Source organism: Streptomyces crystallinus, assembly GCF_039521265.1.
Taxonomy (GTDB): domain Bacteria; phylum Actinomycetota; class Actinomycetes; order Streptomycetales; family Streptomycetaceae; genus Streptomyces; species Streptomyces crystallinus.
Genome location: NZ_BAAACA010000011.1, coordinates 65,805 through 81,459, shown reverse-complemented (window position 1 = coordinate 81,459; position 15,655 = coordinate 65,805). Strand labels below are relative to the sequence as shown.

Annotated in this window: 13 protein-coding genes and 2 tRNA genes; 11 read left to right on the top strand and 4 right to left on the bottom strand. The window is 70.1% G+C overall.

Annotated features, from left to right (window positions below):
- The first annotated feature begins 1 nt into the window (after position 1).
- Positions 2-1,147: a PP2C family protein-serine/threonine phosphatase gene (locus tag ABD236_RS09735; protein WP_344072461.1), complete on the top strand. Its 1,146-nt coding sequence runs from the start codon at positions 2-4 to the stop codon at positions 1,145-1,147.
- On the opposite strand, the gene ABD236_RS09730 is transcribed toward ABD236_RS09735, so the two are convergent.
- Together ABD236_RS09730 and ABD236_RS09725 are read right to left on the bottom strand one after the other, a co-directional pair.
- Entirely contained in the window at positions 1,131-1,331 is a 201-nt protein-coding gene (locus ABD236_RS09730; RefSeq protein WP_344072459.1) for a DUF397 domain-containing protein, read from the bottom strand. The two genes, ABD236_RS09735 and ABD236_RS09730, sit on opposite strands and share 17 nt — an antisense overlap.
- Positions 1,291-2,139, bottom strand: a complete 849-nt coding sequence (locus tag ABD236_RS09725; RefSeq protein ID WP_344072457.1) for a helix-turn-helix domain-containing protein — start codon at positions 2,137-2,139, stop codon at positions 1,291-1,293. The genes ABD236_RS09730 and ABD236_RS09725 overlap by 41 nt, the downstream gene beginning before the upstream one ends.
- Before the next feature lie 215 nt (positions 2,140-2,354).
- Between ABD236_RS09725 and ABD236_RS09720 the strand changes: the two genes are divergently transcribed.
- From ABD236_RS09720 to ABD236_RS09705, 4 genes are all read left to right on the top strand, one after another.
- The gene (locus ABD236_RS09720; RefSeq protein ID WP_344072455.1) at positions 2,355-3,167 is read left to right on the top strand and encodes an ABC transporter ATP-binding protein; all 813 of its coding nucleotides are present in this window, start codon (positions 2,355-2,357) and stop codon (positions 3,165-3,167) included.
- 281 nt (positions 3,168-3,448) lie between these two features.
- The gene (locus tag ABD236_RS09715; RefSeq protein WP_344072453.1) at positions 3,449-5,896 is read left to right on the top strand and encodes an ABC transporter permease; all 2,448 of its coding nucleotides are present in this window, start codon (positions 3,449-3,451) and stop codon (positions 5,894-5,896) included.
- 5 nt (positions 5,897-5,901) lie between these two features.
- Entirely contained in the window at positions 5,902-6,360 is a 459-nt protein-coding gene (locus ABD236_RS09710; protein ID WP_344072451.1) for an HD domain-containing protein, read from the top strand.
- Positions 6,361-6,488: 128 nt separating this feature from the next.
- Positions 6,489-6,683, top strand: coding sequence for a hypothetical protein (locus tag ABD236_RS09705; protein WP_067159004.1), 195 nt, complete (start codon positions 6,489-6,491; stop codon positions 6,681-6,683).
- 82 nt (positions 6,684-6,765) lie between these two features.
- On the opposite strand, the gene ABD236_RS09700 is transcribed toward ABD236_RS09705, so the two are convergent.
- Positions 6,766-6,839: transfer RNA gene (locus ABD236_RS09700), tRNA-Gly, on the bottom strand.
- A gap of 152 nt (positions 6,840-6,991) precedes the next feature.
- On the opposite strand from ABD236_RS09700, the gene ABD236_RS09695 reads away from it, so the two are divergent.
- The 5 genes from ABD236_RS09695 (at position 6,992) to clpX (ending at position 11,902) form a co-directional block, all read left to right on the top strand.
- Positions 6,992-7,068, top strand: a tRNA-Pro gene (locus tag ABD236_RS09695).
- Positions 7,069-7,322: 254 nt separating this feature from the next.
- Positions 7,323-8,711: a trigger factor gene (gene tig, locus ABD236_RS09690; protein ID WP_344072448.1), complete on the top strand. Its 1,389-nt coding sequence runs from the start codon at positions 7,323-7,325 to the stop codon at positions 8,709-8,711.
- A 366-nt stretch (positions 8,712-9,077) separates the two neighbouring features.
- Entirely contained in the window at positions 9,078-9,695 is a 618-nt protein-coding gene (locus ABD236_RS09685) for an ATP-dependent Clp protease proteolytic subunit (protein WP_101388308.1), read from the top strand.
- A 95-nt stretch (positions 9,696-9,790) separates the two neighbouring features.
- Complete coding sequence (locus ABD236_RS09680) at positions 9,791-10,453, top strand: ATP-dependent Clp protease proteolytic subunit (protein WP_188278089.1); 663 nt, start codon at positions 9,791-9,793, stop codon at positions 10,451-10,453.
- 156 nt (positions 10,454-10,609) lie between these two features.
- Positions 10,610-11,902, top strand: a complete 1,293-nt coding sequence (gene clpX, locus ABD236_RS09675; protein WP_067158960.1) for an ATP-dependent Clp protease ATP-binding subunit ClpX — start codon at positions 10,610-10,612, stop codon at positions 11,900-11,902.
- 73 nt (positions 11,903-11,975) lie between these two features.
- On the opposite strand, the gene ABD236_RS09670 is transcribed toward clpX, so the two are convergent.
- Positions 11,976-12,878: a hypothetical protein gene (locus ABD236_RS09670; protein WP_344072442.1), complete on the bottom strand. Its 903-nt coding sequence runs from the start codon at positions 12,876-12,878 to the stop codon at positions 11,976-11,978.
- 139 nt (positions 12,879-13,017) lie between these two features.
- Between ABD236_RS09670 and ABD236_RS09665 the strand changes: the two genes are divergently transcribed.
- Complete coding sequence (locus tag ABD236_RS09665; protein ID WP_344072440.1) at positions 13,018-15,642, top strand: valine--tRNA ligase; 2,625 nt, start codon at positions 13,018-13,020, stop codon at positions 15,640-15,642.
- Positions 15,643-15,655: the final 13 nt, after the last annotated feature.

Sequence of the window (15,655 nt, the reverse complement as noted above, 5' to 3'; positions counted from 1 at the left end):
AATGGCACGACGCGTGGGAGCGGATTCGTTCAGTGCCCGGTGGCGAAAGTCCGCGCACCGGGCACGCATAGCCCTGCGCAAGTCCGGGGTCGACTACTTCCGGGGCGACGGCTCGGACTGGATCGCCCTCGCGGGCCTCCTCCTCACCGTGCCCGCCATCGCCGCCGCGACCCTCGTCTCACCGGTCTGGTGCGCCCCCGGCGCGCTCGCCCTCCCGATCGTCGCGGGCGGCGTCCTGCTCCGCCCCGCGAGCCTGCTCGGTCTGTACGCGGCCGCGGCCCTGGCGCTGATCGTCGAGTCCGTCCAGCTCGGCCCGTACACCGAGGGCCCCGCCAGGGTCACCCCCGGCACGGTCCTGGTCGTCGCCGCCTGCGGCCTCTTCGGCCTCCTCATCGCCCAGTTCCGCGCCCGCGTCGGCGTGCCCTGGCGGCGCGGCGGCACCATGCTCTTCGACCTGCGCGAACGCATCCGCGTCCAGTCCGCCCTGCCCCGGCTGCCGCGCGGCTGGCACCGCGAGATGGCCCTGCGCCCGGCCGGCGGCCAGTCCTTCTCCGGCGACTTCGTGGTGGCCGCCCGTACGAACGGGAACCGCACCCTCGAAGTCGTCCTCACCGACGTCTCCGGCAAGGGCATGGACGCGGGCTCCCGCGCCCTTCTCCTTTCCGGCGCCTTCGGCGGCCTCCTCGGCTCGCTCCCGCCGCACGGCTTCCTGCCCGCCGCCAACGGCTATCTGCTCCGCCAGAACTGGGACGAGGGGTTCGCGACCTCGATCCACCTCGTCCTGGACCTGGACTCCGGCGACTACGAACTGCTCTCCGCCGGACACCTTCCCGCCCTCCACCTCCAGGCGGGCTCCGGCCGCTGGCGCGAGGTGTCGGGGGAGGGGCCGCTGCTCGGGGTGTACGACGGGGCCGAGTTCCACCCGGTGAAGGGTTCACTCGGCCCCGGCGACGTACTGATGCTGTTCACGGACGGCCTGGTCGAGACGGCCGAACGTGACATCGCGGAGGGCATCGACCGCCTCACGGGCGAGGCCGACCGCTATGTCACGACGGGCTTCGAGGGCGCGGCGTGGCACCTGATCGAGGCGGTGGCGAAGGACGTCAACGACGACCGTGCGCTGCTCCTGATCAGGCGTGACGCGTAAGGCTGTCGACGAACGCGCCGAACGCGCCCGGGCTGACGGTGAGGGCGGCGCCCTCGGGCCGCGTGGAGTCGCGGATGGCGACGAGGTGGGAGACCTCGGCGACCTCTACGCAGTCGCCGCCGCCACCGCCGCTGTACGAGGACTTACGCCACTGCACGTCCGCCAGGTCCTGACTGGTCCCCATAACGATCCTCCATTACGCGAGCGATCAGTGCAGCCGAGTCCTCGGGAGAGAGGGCAGCGGCTTGCAGGCGAGCGTATCCGACCGAACGCTCCCTGATCACTTGCGGGTTGGCGGTCATGTTCCCGGTGTCGTAGCTCTCCGCGTAGAACAGGTCTGGGTGGTCGTCAGCCCGTAGGAGGTTGAACGAGCCTCGGGTTGCCGGGTGTTCGCCAGCAGAGAAGGGCAGCACCTGGAGGTAGATCCACGAACGGCTGCAAACGCTCAGCAGGTAAGCGAGCTGATCTCGCATGACTGCTTTTCCGCCTACCTCACGGCACAGAACGGCCTCGTCGAGTACGACCCACAGCACCGGCGGACTGTCCCGTTCCAGGATCCGCTGGCGTTCGAGTCGAGCGGCCACCACTGTTTCGAGGTCTGTCGGATCGTGCGCGCCCAGCACGGCCCTCGCGTACCCCTTCGTCTGCAACAGGCCGTACACCACCTGCGCCTGGAAGGTGCTGATGTACGTCGCCTGCGACTCCATCTCTGCATACGGCTGGAACCACGTCGGCAGCTGGCTGCGCAACACCAGCCCCACTAGCCGCGAGAAGCGACCTTCCGTACCCAGCGCAGCGTCAATGCGCTCCGAAAAGTTCCTTGTCGGGACCTTGTTCGCCGTCTCGACCTGGCCGATCAGCGAAGCCGCGCAGAAGATGACCGAGCCCAACTGCTCCTGCGTCATCCCGGCCCGCTCCCGCTCCCTCCTCAACTCCGCCCCGTAATAGTCCAGCGGCGACGCGCTCGGATCCAGCGTGCGGATGTTCACCACGGCGGCCTCCCGGGGGCTCGCGGGTTACTTGGGTCACATTGCTGAGCGTAACCATTCGATCTCTCCCCGCGAGGGGAAACGGGTCAACTCCCGTACGGGGGTGGGGCTGGCCCCACCTCCGATCCGCCGGTCACCGCCATCGCCTCCGACCTGCCCGGATCCGTAACTTCGAGGCATCGGGCAACGGCTCGTACGAACGAGGAGAGGTCAGGGCGATGGCACTGCGACGGAGCAAGCGGCGGGCAACACCGGTCGAGGGCGTCGAGGGCGACCCCGGCTGGGCCGTGGAGTTGCGCGGGGTGCGGCGCCAGTACGGGAAGGGCGGCGCGGCCGTACACGCCCTGCGCGGGATAGACCTCCGGCTGCCGCGCGGCAGCTTCACGGCGGTGATGGGGCCCTCGGGCTCGGGCAAGTCGACGTTCCTCCAGTGCGCGGCGGGGCTCGACCGGCCCACGGACGGCTCCGTGCGGCTCGGCGGGACCGAGATCACCGGAATGAGCGAGAACAAGCTGACCGAACTGCGCCGGGCCCGGCTCGGATTCGTGTTCCAGGCGTTCAACCTGCTGCCGTCGCTGACGGTCGAGCAGAACGTCGTGCTGCCGATGCGGCTCGCGGGGCGGCGCCCGGACCACCGCCGAGCCGAGGAGCTGCTGGGGCAGGTGGGGCTGGCGGGGAAGGGGCGGCGACGGCCCGGTGAGCTGTCCGGCGGGCAGCAGCAGCGCGTGGCGATCGCCCGGGCGCTGGTGACCCGGCCGGACGTGGTGTTCGCGGACGAGCCGACGGGGGCGCTGGACACGACGACGGCGGCGGAGGTGCTGGCGCTGCTGCGGAACGCGGTGGACGGGCTGGGGGCGACTGTCGTCATGGTCACGCATGACCCTGGCGCCGCTGCCTATGCCGACCAGGTGCTGTTCCTGGCGGACGGCGGGATCGTCGACGCGCTCACGGGCGCCACCGCCGGGCAGATCGCGTCCCGGATGACGGCGCTGACGGCTCGACCGGCCGCGTACGCCGGGATGGCGGCGTAAGTCCCCCACCCCGCCCCTTCCCGAAAGTCCTCGGCGGACGGCCTGTCGTTCGTCTGCGGACCGTGGATGGCTGGTCGCGCAGTTCCCCGCGCCCCTAGGTGCCCAGGGGCGCGGGGAACTGCGCGAGCAACCCAGCACGGCCCGCAGACAAAAGACGTCCGCTGGGGCGAAGCCCCCGGCCGCCCGCCAGAGGGCTTTCGGGAAGGGGCGGGGTGGGGATTCGCCCGCCGCAGGCGCCCACGCACCCGCACACATCCACGCACAACAAGAGGTGACCCCCCATGACCCCCCGCCCCAACGGCCTCGCCCGCGCAGCGATCCGCTTCAAACCGTCCGCCTTCGTCGGCACCTTCGTCGCCCTCTTCATGGCCGCGATGATCGTGTCCGCGTGCGGGATCCTCCTGGAGACCGGGGTGCGCGCGTCCGTCCCGGCCGAGCGGTACGCGAACGCCCCCGTGATCGCCGCCGCCGACCAGCAGGCGCACTACACCACCGGCAGCGGCGAGGACCGCGAGACCGAGTCCGTCCCGCTGCCGGACAAGGCGCGGCTGGACGCCGCCCTCACCGCCCGCGCGGCCACCGCGCCCGGCGCCGCCAGGGCGATCGCGGACGTCTCCTTTCCCGTACGTACGGGAAATACGCCCGGCACCGCACACGGCTGGGGCTCGGCCTCCTTCACCGGTACCAAGCTCACCTCCGGCAAGGCGCCCCGCAGCGGCCAGGTGGTGACGGGGGGCGGCTCCGCCGTGGGGGACCGGGTCGCCCTCGACACCCCCTCCGGCACCCGCCAGTTCACGGTCTCCGGTACCGCCGACAGCCGCACCACTCACAGCCCCGGCACGGTGTGGTTCGACGACACCCAGGCCCTCGCCCTCTCCGGGCACCCCGGCAAGGCCGACGCCATCGCCGTGCTCGCCAAGCCGGGCGTCACCGCGTCCGCCCTCGCCGACCAGGTCGCCCAGCGGCTCGGGGACGCGGCCGAGGTGCACACCGGGGACGACCGGGGCGCCGTCGAGACGCGCGGGCTCGCCTTCGCCAAGGAGATGCTGAGCGGGCTCGGCGGCTCCTTCGGCGGCATGGCCACCATGGTCGCCGTCTTCACCGCCGCCGGAACCGTCACCCTCTCGGTCGGCCAGCGCCGCCGCGAGTACGCCCTGCTGCGCGCCATCGGCGCCACCCCGCGCCAGATCCGGCGCACCATCGCCACCGAGACCCTGCTGGTCGCCCCGCTCGCGGGCGCGCTCGGCTGCGTCCCGGGCGTGGCACTGGCCACCTGGTGGTTCGGGCAGCTGCGTGACAAGGGCGCGATCCCGTCGGCCGTGGACCTGTCGGTGTCCTGGATCCCGATGGTCGCGGCGGCCGGCGCGGCCGTGCTGACCTCGCTCTTCGCCGGGTACATGGCGGCCCGCCGCCCCTCCCGCGTCAAGCCCGGCGAGGCGCTGCGGGACGCGTCCGTGGAGCGGCTGCGGATCGGCTGGATCCGTACGCCGCTGGGCCTCGCGGCCCTCGGCGGCGGCATCGCCTTCGCGGGCGTGGCCGCCTCCGAGAAGGGCGAGGACTCCGCCAACGCGGCCCTCGGCGTGGTCATGCTCTTCATGCTGGCCGTCGCCCTGCTCGGCCCGCTGATCGCCCGCGCCTGCGCCACACTGTTCGGCCTGCCGCTGCGCGCGGCGGGCGCCCCGGCCTCGCTGGCCGCCGCCAACTCCCGTACCAACGCCCGTCGGCTGGCCTCCGCGATCACCCCGATCGTGCTGGCCATGGCGTTCTCCTCCACCCTCGTCTTCATGCACACCAGCGAGGACCACGTCACCGGGAAGCAGCAGCGGGCGGGCCTCGTCGCCGACCGGGTCGTCACCGGGCCGGACGGCCTCGCCTCGGACGCGGTGGCGCGGGCGAAGGCCACGCCCGGCGTCGACACGGCGGTCGGCCTGACCCGGACGTCCGTCCTGGTCCGCACCGGCGGCAGCCTCCAGTCGGTCTCCACCCAGGGCTTCACCGGCACCGGCGCCGACCTGGCCCGGGTCCAGGACCTGGGCGTGCGCACCGGCTCCCTGGACGCCCTGGTGCCCGGCACGGTCGCCCTCGACAAGACCCTGGCGGGCGATCTGAAGGCACGGGTCGGCGGCCGGGTCGACCTGGTCCTGCCCGACGGCGCCAAGGCCTCCCCGAAGCTCGTGGCCACGTACGACCGGGGCCTGGGACTGTCGCAGATCACGCTCCCGCAGCGCGATCTGGCCCCCCACACGACGACCGTCGGCGCCCCCACCGAACTCCTGCTCAAGGGGAGCGTCCGGGCCGCCGCGCTCGCCCCGCTCGGCACCGTCACGGACGCGGCCGGCTACGCCACCGCCAAGAGCGTCGACCGCGACCTGAACGCCTGGGCCAACACCACCATGGCGGCCGTCCTCGGCGGCTTCGCGGCCATCGCCGCCGCGAACACGCTGGTCATGACCGTCCTGGACCGCCGCCGCGAGCTCGGCACCCTGCGCCTGATCGGCACCACCCGCCGCCAGGTCATGGGGATGGTCCGCTGGGAGGCCCTGCTGGTGACCTCGGCGGGCCTGGTGCTGGGCACGGCGATCGCGCTGGCCACGCTCATCCCGATGATGAACGGCCTGACCGGCGAGAACCCGTACATCCCGCCCTTCCTGTACGCCTCGTTCGCGGCCGGCGTCCTGGGGCTGGGCCTCGCCGCCACGGCGCTGCCGGCCCGCGCGGCCCTACGCTGAGCCGCATGCTCACACTCCCCGAGATCGAGGCGCTCGCGCGGGCGGCCCACGCCGCCCAGACCGACAAGGCGGGCCGCCCGTACACCGAACACCTGGCGGCCGTCGCCGAGGGCGTACGCGCGCGTGGCGGCAGCGAGGCCCAGATCGCGGCGGCCTGGCTGCACGACTCGGTGGAGGACGGGGCGCTGACACGCCAGTGGCTGGCGGAGGCGGAACTGGCTCCCGGCGTACGGGAGATGGTCCTGGCGCTCACCAAGGAGCCCGGCGAGGACCTGGCGGCGTACACCGCCAGGATCCTCGCCACCCCCGGTGCGCTGCTGGTCAAGGCCTCCGACCTGGCCCACAACGCGGACCCCGCCCGCCTCGCCGCCCTCGACGGACCCACCCGTACCCGCCTCACCCACAAGTACGCCACCGTCCACGCACTCCTCGGACTCCCGGACCCGTACGCACGTTTGGGGTGATGCATACCTTGGCTATGTGTCAGGCGGCAGCATCTCAAGGGGTGTTGGTGGCACGATGGAGCGTGCGGGGTGTGCTCGGCGGCACATTCCGGGCCGGCAAGGCGGACCGACCAAGGGTGTGATCAGTTGTGGCCATTTCACTGTCTGTGGTGCTGCTGTTGGCGATCGTCCTCGTGGTGATGATCCGCGGCGGCTCCATCAAGACCGGCCCGGCCATAGTCGCCGCGCTCTTCGGGTTCTTCATGGCCTCGACCGGAATGGCGCCGTCGATACAGCGCTTCCTGAACTCACTGGCGGACACGATCAACCAGATCAAGTTCTGAGCCGAGGCGAGTTCCGGAAGGCACCGGGCCCGGTGCGGAAAACACTTCGGGCCCGGTGAGGAAGTCACCGGGCCCGAGGCCGTGGAGCGGGCGACGGGAATCGAACCCGCGTAGCTAGTTTGGAAGACTAGGGCTCTACCATTGAGCTACGCCCGCGTGCGTCGCGTCGCAGGTCAGGAATGACCGCGGCACGAAGAGCATCGTAGCGGTTCACCCCCCGCGCGTGCACACCGCCTCCGGCCGCGCGGCCCGCCGCGGAAAGCGGCCGACGTATTCCCCGCGGGCATGTACCCTACGTGTCGCACCGACGGGGTGTGGCGCAGCTTGGTAGCGCGTCCGCTTTGGGAGCGGAAGGCCGTGGGTTCAAATCCCGCCACCCCGACCAGCGCGTCCTACCCGCTCGATCAGCGCGGATCAGCGCGCCCTCCGAGATTGCCCGGCGCGCCCCGCGCACTCTCGCCATCAGCGCCTTCGCGATCTCCGCGCACAAGATCACATTGTGGGTGGCATCCCGCTTGCGGTTACTATGCAAGCTGCGTGCCCGTGTGTCTGACGAATCCGAGGAACCGGGCCCGATCCGCCCGCGGCCGTCGGCCACCGGGTAGAACCCCCAGAAGTCAGCCACAAGGAGACCGAACCGTGAAGAGCGCCGTGGAGACCCTGAACCCGACCCGGGTTCGGCTCACTGTCGAGGTGCCCTTCGAGGAGCTCAAGGACAGCCTCGACGCGGCGTACAAGAAGATCAACCAGCAGGTCACGGTCAAGGGCTTCCGCAAGGGCAAGATCCCGGCCCGCGTCATCGACCAGCGGTTCGGCCGTGGTGCTGTGCTGGAGGAGGCCGTCAACGACGCCCTCCCGAAGTTCTACACCGAGGCGGTCAACGAGGCCGAGCTGAACCCGCTCGGCCAGCCCGAGGTCGACATCACGGAGCTGAAGGACGGCGAGACGCTGAACTTCACCGCCGAGGTCGACATCCGCCCGACCATCGAGATCCCGGACTACTCGGGCATCGAGGTCACCGTCGACGCCGTCGAGGTCTCCGACGAGGACGTCGAGAAGGCCGTCTCGGACCTGCGTGAGCGCTTCGCCTCGACCTCCCCGGTCGAGCGCGCCGCCACCGACGGTGACGTCGTCACCATCGACCTGGAGGCCAAGGTCGACGGCGAGGTCCTGGAGGACGGCGTCGCCGAGGGCGTCTCGTACACCATCGGCTCCGGCGAGCTCCTCGACGGCATCGACGAGGCCGTCAAGGGCCTGGAGGCCGGTGGCGAGGCCACCTTCACCTCGCAGCTCAAGGGCGGCTCGGCCGAGGGCAAGGACGCCGAGGTCAGCGTCAAGGTCACCCAGGTCGCCGCGCGTGAACTGCCGGAGCTGGACGACGACTTCGCGCAGCTCGCCTCCGAGTTCGACACCCTCGACGAGCTCAAGGCCGACAGCCGCAAGCGCCTCGAGAACATGAAGCAGTTCGACCAGGCCACCCAGGCCCAGGAGCGCGTGCTCGACGAGCTGCTCAAGATCACCGAGGTGCCGATCCCGGAGAAGCTGCTCGCGGACGAGATCCAGACCCGCAAGCACAACCTGGAGCACCACCAGCTCGGCCAGATGGGCCTCGACCTCGCGAAGTACCTGGAGATCCAGGGCAAGACGCAGGAAGAGTTCGACGCCGAGACCGAGGAAGCGGCCGTCAAGGGCATCAAGACGCAGTTCATCCTCGACGAGCTCGTCAACAAGGAGAAGCTGAACGTCAACCAGGAGGAGCTCACCGAGCACCTGGTGCGCCGTGCCGCCTCCTCCGGCATGTCCCCCGACCAGTTCGCCCAGGCCGTCGTCGAGGGTGGCCAGGTGCCGATGCTCGTCGGCGAGGTCGCCCGCGGCAAGGCGCTGGCCGTGGTCGTCGAGGCCGCCAAGGTCGTCGACACCAACGGTGAGACCGTCGACCTGGAGGACGATGAGGACGAGACCGCCGAGGTCGAGGCCGCCGAGGCCGACGCCGCCGAGGCCGACGCCGAGGAGAAGACCGAGGCCTGAGCCCCGGTCCGACCCCGTCCGGCCGAGGCCCTGGCTTCGGTCGGACCCCGTCCGCCAGGCACCGTCTGACCACGGACGACGTACGTGAGGAGGGGCCCGTGACGCAGCAGCGTCCGGGCCCCTTCGCGTACCCGGACCAGCCGTCCGCCCCGCCGGGGCGTGGCCGGTTCCGTACGGGCCCGCGCTTCAACCACCTTGCGCTCCGAGCGAACAGTTCGGGAACCGGGATGGCGTTGTCCTACCTGCGCGTTAGGGTCCATGAATACGGGGGTGGAGTCAGCCGGTGACGAGTCGGCCCCAAAGGCCCCGCCCTCTGAACGAAGACGCTGAGACGGCCGAAGCCGTCAGAGACGAGCAGGTGGATACGTGACGAATCTGATGCCTTACGCCGCCGGCGAGCCGTCCCTCGGTGGTGGCCTCGGCGACCATGTCTACAACCGGCTGCTCAACGAGCGCATCATCTTCCTCGGCCAGCAGGTCGACGACGACATCGCCAACAAGATCACCGCGCAGCTGCTCCTCCTGGCCGCCGAGCCGGAGAAGGACATCTACCTCTACATCAACAGCCCCGGCGGCTCGGTGACGGCCGGCATGGCGATCTACGACACCATGCAGTACATCCCGAACGACGTGGTCACGATCGGTATGGGCATGGCGGCCTCGATGGGCCAGTTCCTGCTCACCGGCGGCACCGCCGGCAAGCGCTTCGCCCTGCCGAACACCGACATCCTGATGCACCAGGGCTCGGCCGGCATCGGCGGCACCGCCTCGGACATCAAGATCCAGGCCGAGTACCTGCTGCGCACCAAGACGCGCATGGCGGAGATCACCGCCCACCACTCGGGCCAGACGGTCGAGACGATCATCCGCGACGGCGACCGCGACCGCTGGTACACGGCGGAGGAGGCCAAGGAGTACGGCCTCATCGACGACATCATGGCCCACGCGGCCGGTGTTCCGGGCGGCGGCGGCACCGGGGCCTGAGCCCCTCTCCCCGGCTCCGTGCGAGCCGGGGGACCCCAGCCCCGGCCCCGAAGCCCCAGAGCCCACCGAACGCCACCAGGATGGTGAACCCCGACATGCAGAACAACCTCTCCGCAAGCGGCCTCTACACCGGCCCGCAGGTGGACAACCGCTACATCGTGCCGCGCTTCGTCGAGCGCACCTCGCAGGGCGTGCGCGAGTACGACCCGTACGCGAAGCTGTTCGAGGAGCGCGTGATCTTCCTCGGCGTGCAGATCGACGACGCCTCCGCCAACGACGTCATGGCGCAGCTGCTGTGCCTGGAGTCGATGGACCCGGACCGCGACATCTCGATCTACATCAACAGCCCCGGCGGCTCCTTCACCGCGCTGACGGCCATCTACGACACGATGCAGTTCGTGAAGCCCGACATCCAGACGGTCTGCATGGGCCAGGCGGCCTCCGCCGCCGCCGTGCTGCTCGCCGCGGGCACCCCCGGCAAGCGCATGGCGCTGCCCAACGCGCGCGTGCTCATCCACCAGCCGTCCTCGCAGACCGGCCGTGAGCAGCTCTCCGACCTGGAGATCGCGGCCAACGAGATCCTGCGTATGCGCACCCAGCTGGAGGAGATGCTCGCCAAGCACTCCACCACGCCCATCGAGAAGATCCGGGACGACATCGAGCGGGACAAGATCCTCACCGCCGAGGACGCCCTGGCGTACGGCCTGGTCGACCAGATCGTGTCGACCCGCAAGACGACGTCGGCCGCGGCAGCCTGACGCAGCCGGAGCCCCTGGCGCGGTGCACTCGACGGCCCCCGTCGAAGTGAACCGCGCCAAGGGGGGCCCGAACGGGGGGCCAGGCAAGGTACCGTCGGATATGAGGCACCAGGAGCCGCTGAACGTGGCGTCTCCCAGGCGAAGGGGAAGCACCTCGTGGCACGCATCGGTGATGGCGGCGACCTGCTCAAGTGCTCGTTCTGCGGGAAGAGCCAGAAGCAGGTGAAGAAGCTCATCGCAGGCCCCGGTGTGTACATCTGCGACGAGTGCATCGATCTCTGCAACGAGATCATCGAGGAGGAGCTCGCCGAGTCCTCCGAGGTGCGGTGGGAGGAACTGCCCAAGCCGCGCGAGATCTACGAGTTCCTGGAGAGCTACGTGGTGGGCCAGGAGCCCGCCAAGAAGGCGCTCTCCGTAGCGGTCTACAACCACTACAAGCGCGTCCAGGCCGGCGAGAACGGCGGCGCCCAGGGCCGCGACGACGCGATCGAGCTCGCCAAGTCCAACATCCTGCTGTTGGGCCCCACGGGTTCGGGCAAGACCCTGCTGGCCCAGACCCTGGCCCGGATGCTCAACGTCCCGTTCGCCATCGCCGACGCGACGGCGCTGACGGAGGCGGGCTACGTCGGCGAGGACGTCGAGAACATCCTCCTGAAGCTCATCCAGGCCGCTGACTACGACGTCAAGAAGGCCGAGACGGGCATCATCTACATCGACGAGATCGACAAGGTCGCCCGGAAGAGCGAAAACCCGTCGATCACGCGCGATGTCTCCGGCGAGGGCGTGCAGCAGGCCCTGCTGAAGATCCTGGAGGGCACCACGGCGTCCGTGCCCCCGCAGGGCGGGCGCAAGCACCCCCACCAGGAGTTCATCCAGATCGACACGACGAACGTGCTGTTCATCGTGGGCGGCGCCTTCGCGGGCCTGGAGAAGATCATCGAGTCCCGGGCCGGCGCCAAGGGCATCGGCTTCGGCGCGACGATCCGCTCCAAGCGGGAGATCGAGGCCAGCGACCAGTTCCAGGAGGTCATGCCGGAGGACCTGGTGAAGTTCGGGATGATCCCCGAGTTCATCGGCCGCCTCCCCGTGCTGACCTCGGTCCACAACCTCGACCGCGAGGCGCTCCTCCAGATCCTGGTCGAGCCGCGCAACGCGCTGGTCAAGCAGTACCAGCGGCTCTTCGAACTCGACGGCGTGGAGCTGGACTTCGACCGCCCGGCGCTCGAGGCCATCGCCGACCAGGCGATCCTGCGCGGCACGGGCGCGCGGGGCCTGCGCGCGATCATGGAAGAGGTCCTGATGTCCGTGATGTACGAGGTCCCGTCCCGCAAGGACGTGGCCCGCGTCGTCATCACCTCGGACGTGGTCCACAACAACGTCAACCCGACCCTGGTCCCGCGCGAGCCGCGGATCGTGAAGAACGACGGGCGCCACGAGAAGAGCGCGTAGCGCGCCTGGGGACGAACGAGAAGGGCGCCCGCCCGGTTGGAGACCAACCGGGCGGGCGCCCTTGTGTCACCAGCTACTTCACCGGAACGCGCGCGTCCTTGCGGACCTTCGCCGTCGTGTCGGCGTTCTCGTCGAGCGAGATGCCCTTCGTGCCGGCCATGAGCGCGGCCGGGTCGACCACGGTGACCATGCCGAGGGTGCTGTGGTCGGCCCAGATGCAGATCGGGAACTGCAGCTCCTTGCCGCCGGTGCTCTTGTCGGCGTTGATCTTGGCGGACTGGCACTTCATGACGGCGCCGTCCAGCCCCGCCGGGGACTTCTTCTCGGGGCTGCCGACAAAGCTGCCCTTGGCGTCCTTGTCCGTCTCGGCGTTCTTCTTGACCTGAGCGAAGACGGCGTCGACGGCCTTCTCCGGATCGGCGATCTGGCCCCAGACACCGTTGAAGCTCATCTGCTTGGCGGGCGTGACGCCCGACGCCTTGTAACTCGCCTTGACCGTCGTCGGGTTCTTGATACCCGCCGCCTCGAAGTCCTTCTTGTCCTTCTCGGTGGTCTTGTCGGACGGGTCCTTCTTGTTGATGCTGTACGCGCCCGCGGCCACGCTGTCCGGCGTGATCAGCTTGTGCGCGCCGTCGTCGGCGACACTGCTGCCCCCGTCGCCCTTCGTCAGGAAGTACACGCCACCGCCGACCGCCGCGATCGCGACCACCACGGCCGTCACGATCAGACCGGTCCGCTTCTTCTTCGGCGGTGCCGGCGGCGGCATCATGGGCGCGCCGTACGGCGGCTGCTGGCCGTACTGGGGCTGCTGGGCCGGGTAGCCGTAGCCCTGCTGGGGCGGGACGCCCTGCGGGGGCTGCTGCGGGTAGCCGTAGCCGGGCTGGGGCTGCCCGTACGGCTGCTGCGGCGGCTGCTGACCGTACGGACCGGGCTGCTGGGGCTGGCCGCCGTACGGGCCCGGCTGGTTGTAGCTCATTGCTGGGATTCCCCCTAGGGATGCTTATCCGATCCCGACATCCTGACGGACGGTCCGGCCGCAGGGCGCATCGGGGGGCCGACCGTTACCAAAGATTCCCGTTTCAGTACCGGCCCGTGACACCCCTAAACTGGGCCCCGTGACCGAGAACACTCAGCAGCAGAACCCAGCGCCCACCACCGAACTGCCGACCCAGTACGCGCCGGCCGAGGTAGAGGGGGAGCTGTATGAGCGCTGGGTAGAGCGCGGTTACTTCGAGGCGGACGCGAAGAGCGACAAGGAGCCCTTCACCGTCGTCATCCCGCCGCCCAACGTCACCGGTTCGCTCCACCTGGGCCACGCCTTCGAGCACACGCTGATCGACGCCCTGACCCGCCGCAAGCGCATGCAGGGGTACGAGACGCTGTGGCAGCCGGGCATGGACCACGCCGGTATCGCCACCCAGAACGTCGTCGAGCGTGAGCTGGCCAAGGAGGGCAAGTCCCGCCACGACCTGGGCCGGGAGGCGTTCATCGAGCGCGTCTGGCAGTGGAAGGGCGAGTCCGGCGGTCAGATCTCCGGCCAGATGCGCCGCCTCGGTGACGGCGTCGACTGGTCGCGTGAGCGCTTCACCATGGACGAGGGCCTGTCCGAGGCCGTCCAGACCATCTTCAAGAAGCTCTACGACGACGAGCTGATCTACCGCGCCGAGCGCATCATCAACTGGTGTCCGCGCTGTCTGACCGCGATCTCCGACATCGAGGTCGAGTACCAGGACGACGACGGCGAGCTCGTCTCCATCCGGTACGGCGAGGGCGACGCGTCCATCGTCGTGGCCACCACCCGCGCCGAGACGATGCTGGGTGACACGGCCGTCGCCGTCCACCCCGAGGACGAGCGCTACAAGCACCTCGTCGGCACCGAGATCGAGCTGCCGCTCACCGGCCGCCGCATCCCGGTCGTCGCGGACGAGCACGTCGACCCCGAGTTCGGCACCGGCGCCGTCAAGGTGACCCCGGCGCACGACCCGAACGACTTCGAGATCGGGCAGCGCCACGGCCTGCCCAACCTCGCGGTCATGGACGAGCACGCGGTCATCACCGCCCACGGCCCCTTCCAGGGCCTGGACCGCCTGGAGGCCCGGTCGGCCATCGTCGCCGCGCTGCGCGCCGAGGGCCGCATCGTCGCCGAGAAGCGCCCGTACACCCACTCCGTGGGCCACTGCTCGCGCTGCAAGACGACGATCGAGCCGCGCCTTTCGATGCAGTGGTGGGTCAAGGTCGGCCCGCTCGCCCAGGCCGCCGGTGACGCGGTCCGCGACGGCAAGGTCAAGATCCACCCGCAGGAGATGGAGAAGCGGTACTTCGACTGGGTCGACAACCTCCACGACTGGTGCATCTCGCGCCAGCTCTGGTGGGGCCACCGCATCCCCGTCTGGTACGGCCCGAACGGCGAGATCGTCTGCGTCGGACCGGACGAGGAGGCGCCGACGGGTGAGGGCTGGCGCCAGGACACCGACGTCCTGGACACCTGGTTCTCCTCCGGCCTGTGGCCCTTCTCCACCCTCGGCTGGCCGCAGCAGACCGAGAGCCTCGCGAAGTTCTACCCGAACTCCGTCCTGGTCACCGGCTACGACATCCTCTTCTTCTGGGTCGCCCGGATGATGATGTTCGGTCTGTACGCGATGGACGGCACCCCGCCGTTCCACACCATCGCCCTGCACGGCATGGTCCGCGACCAGTTCGGCAAGAAGATGTCGAAGTCCTTCGGCAACGCGGTCAACCCGCTGGACTGGATGGACACGTACGGCTCCGACGCCGTCCGCTTCACCCTGGCACGCGGCGCCAACCCGGGCGTCGACGTCCCGATCGGCGAGGACTGGGTCCAGGCGTCCCGCAACTTCGCCAACAAGATCTGGAACGCCACGCGCTTCGCGCTGATGAACGGCGCCACGGTCGAGGGCGAACTGCCGCCCGTCGAGCAGCTCTCGGCGGTCGACCGCTGGATCCTGTCGCGACTCAACAAGACCGTGGCCGAGGTCGACGCGTTCTACGAGGACTACCAGTTCTCGAAGCTGTCGGACTCCCTGTACCACTTCGCCTGGGACGAGGTCTTCAGCTGGTACGTCGAGCTGTCGAAGACCACGTTCTTCGCGGGCGGCGAGCAGGCCAAGGTCTCCGGCCGGGTGCTGGGCGAGGTCCTGGACGTCATGCTGCGGCTGCTGCACCCCGTGGTCCCGTTCGTCACCGAGACGCTGTGGACCACGCTGACCGGGCGCGAGTCCCTGGTGATCGCCGAGTGGCCGCAGGACAGCGGCTTCCGTGACGAGGCCGCCGAGGCCGAGATCGAGCAGGTCCAGGCCGTGGTCACCGAGGTCCGCCGGTTCCGCAAGGAGCAGGGTCTCCAGGACGGGCAGAAGGTCCCGGCCCGTCTGGACCTGGCCGGTACGACGCTGGCCGCGCACGAGGCCGCGATCCGGCAGCTGCTGCGCCTCCAGCCGGAGGGCGAGGCCTTCAGCGCCACCGCCACCCTGCCGGTGGCCGGAGCGTCGGTCGCGCTCGACCTGTCGGGCACCATCGACGTGGCGGCCGAGCGCAAGCGTCTGGCCAAGGACCTGGCCGCGGCGGAGAAGGAGAAGCAGCAGGCCGAGGGCAAGCTCGGCAACGAGGCCTTCCTGGCCAAGGCGCCGGACAACGTGGTCGTCAAGATCAAGGCCCGCCTCGCCAAGGCCGAGGCGGACATCGACCGGATCACGACGCAGCTGGCGAACCTGCCGCAGGCGTAACGAGGCCGTGGAG

Excerpts from the sequence above, each read along its gene's own strand:
- ABD236_RS09670 (WP_344072442.1), bottom strand. The coding sequence starts at position 12,878 with ATGAGCTACAACCAGCCGGGCCCGTACGGCGGCCAGCCCCAGCAGCCC.
- ABD236_RS09730 (WP_344072459.1), bottom strand. The coding sequence starts at position 1,331 with ATGGGGACCAGTCAGGACCTGGCGGACGTGCAGTGGCGTAAGTCCTCG.
- ABD236_RS09735 (WP_344072461.1), top strand. The coding sequence starts at position 2 with ATGGCACGACGCGTGGGAGCGGATTCGTTCAGTGCCCGGTGGCGAAAG.
- ABD236_RS09680 (WP_188278089.1), top strand. The coding sequence starts at position 9,791 with ATGCAGAACAACCTCTCCGCAAGCGGCCTCTACACCGGCCCGCAGGTG.
- ABD236_RS09715 (WP_344072453.1), top strand. The coding sequence starts at position 3,449 with ATGACCCCCCGCCCCAACGGCCTCGCCCGCGCAGCGATCCGCTTCAAA.
- ABD236_RS09720 (WP_344072455.1), top strand. The coding sequence starts at position 2,355 with ATGGCACTGCGACGGAGCAAGCGGCGGGCAACACCGGTCGAGGGCGTC.
- ABD236_RS09710 (WP_344072451.1), top strand. The coding sequence starts at position 5,902 with ATGCTCACACTCCCCGAGATCGAGGCGCTCGCGCGGGCGGCCCACGCC.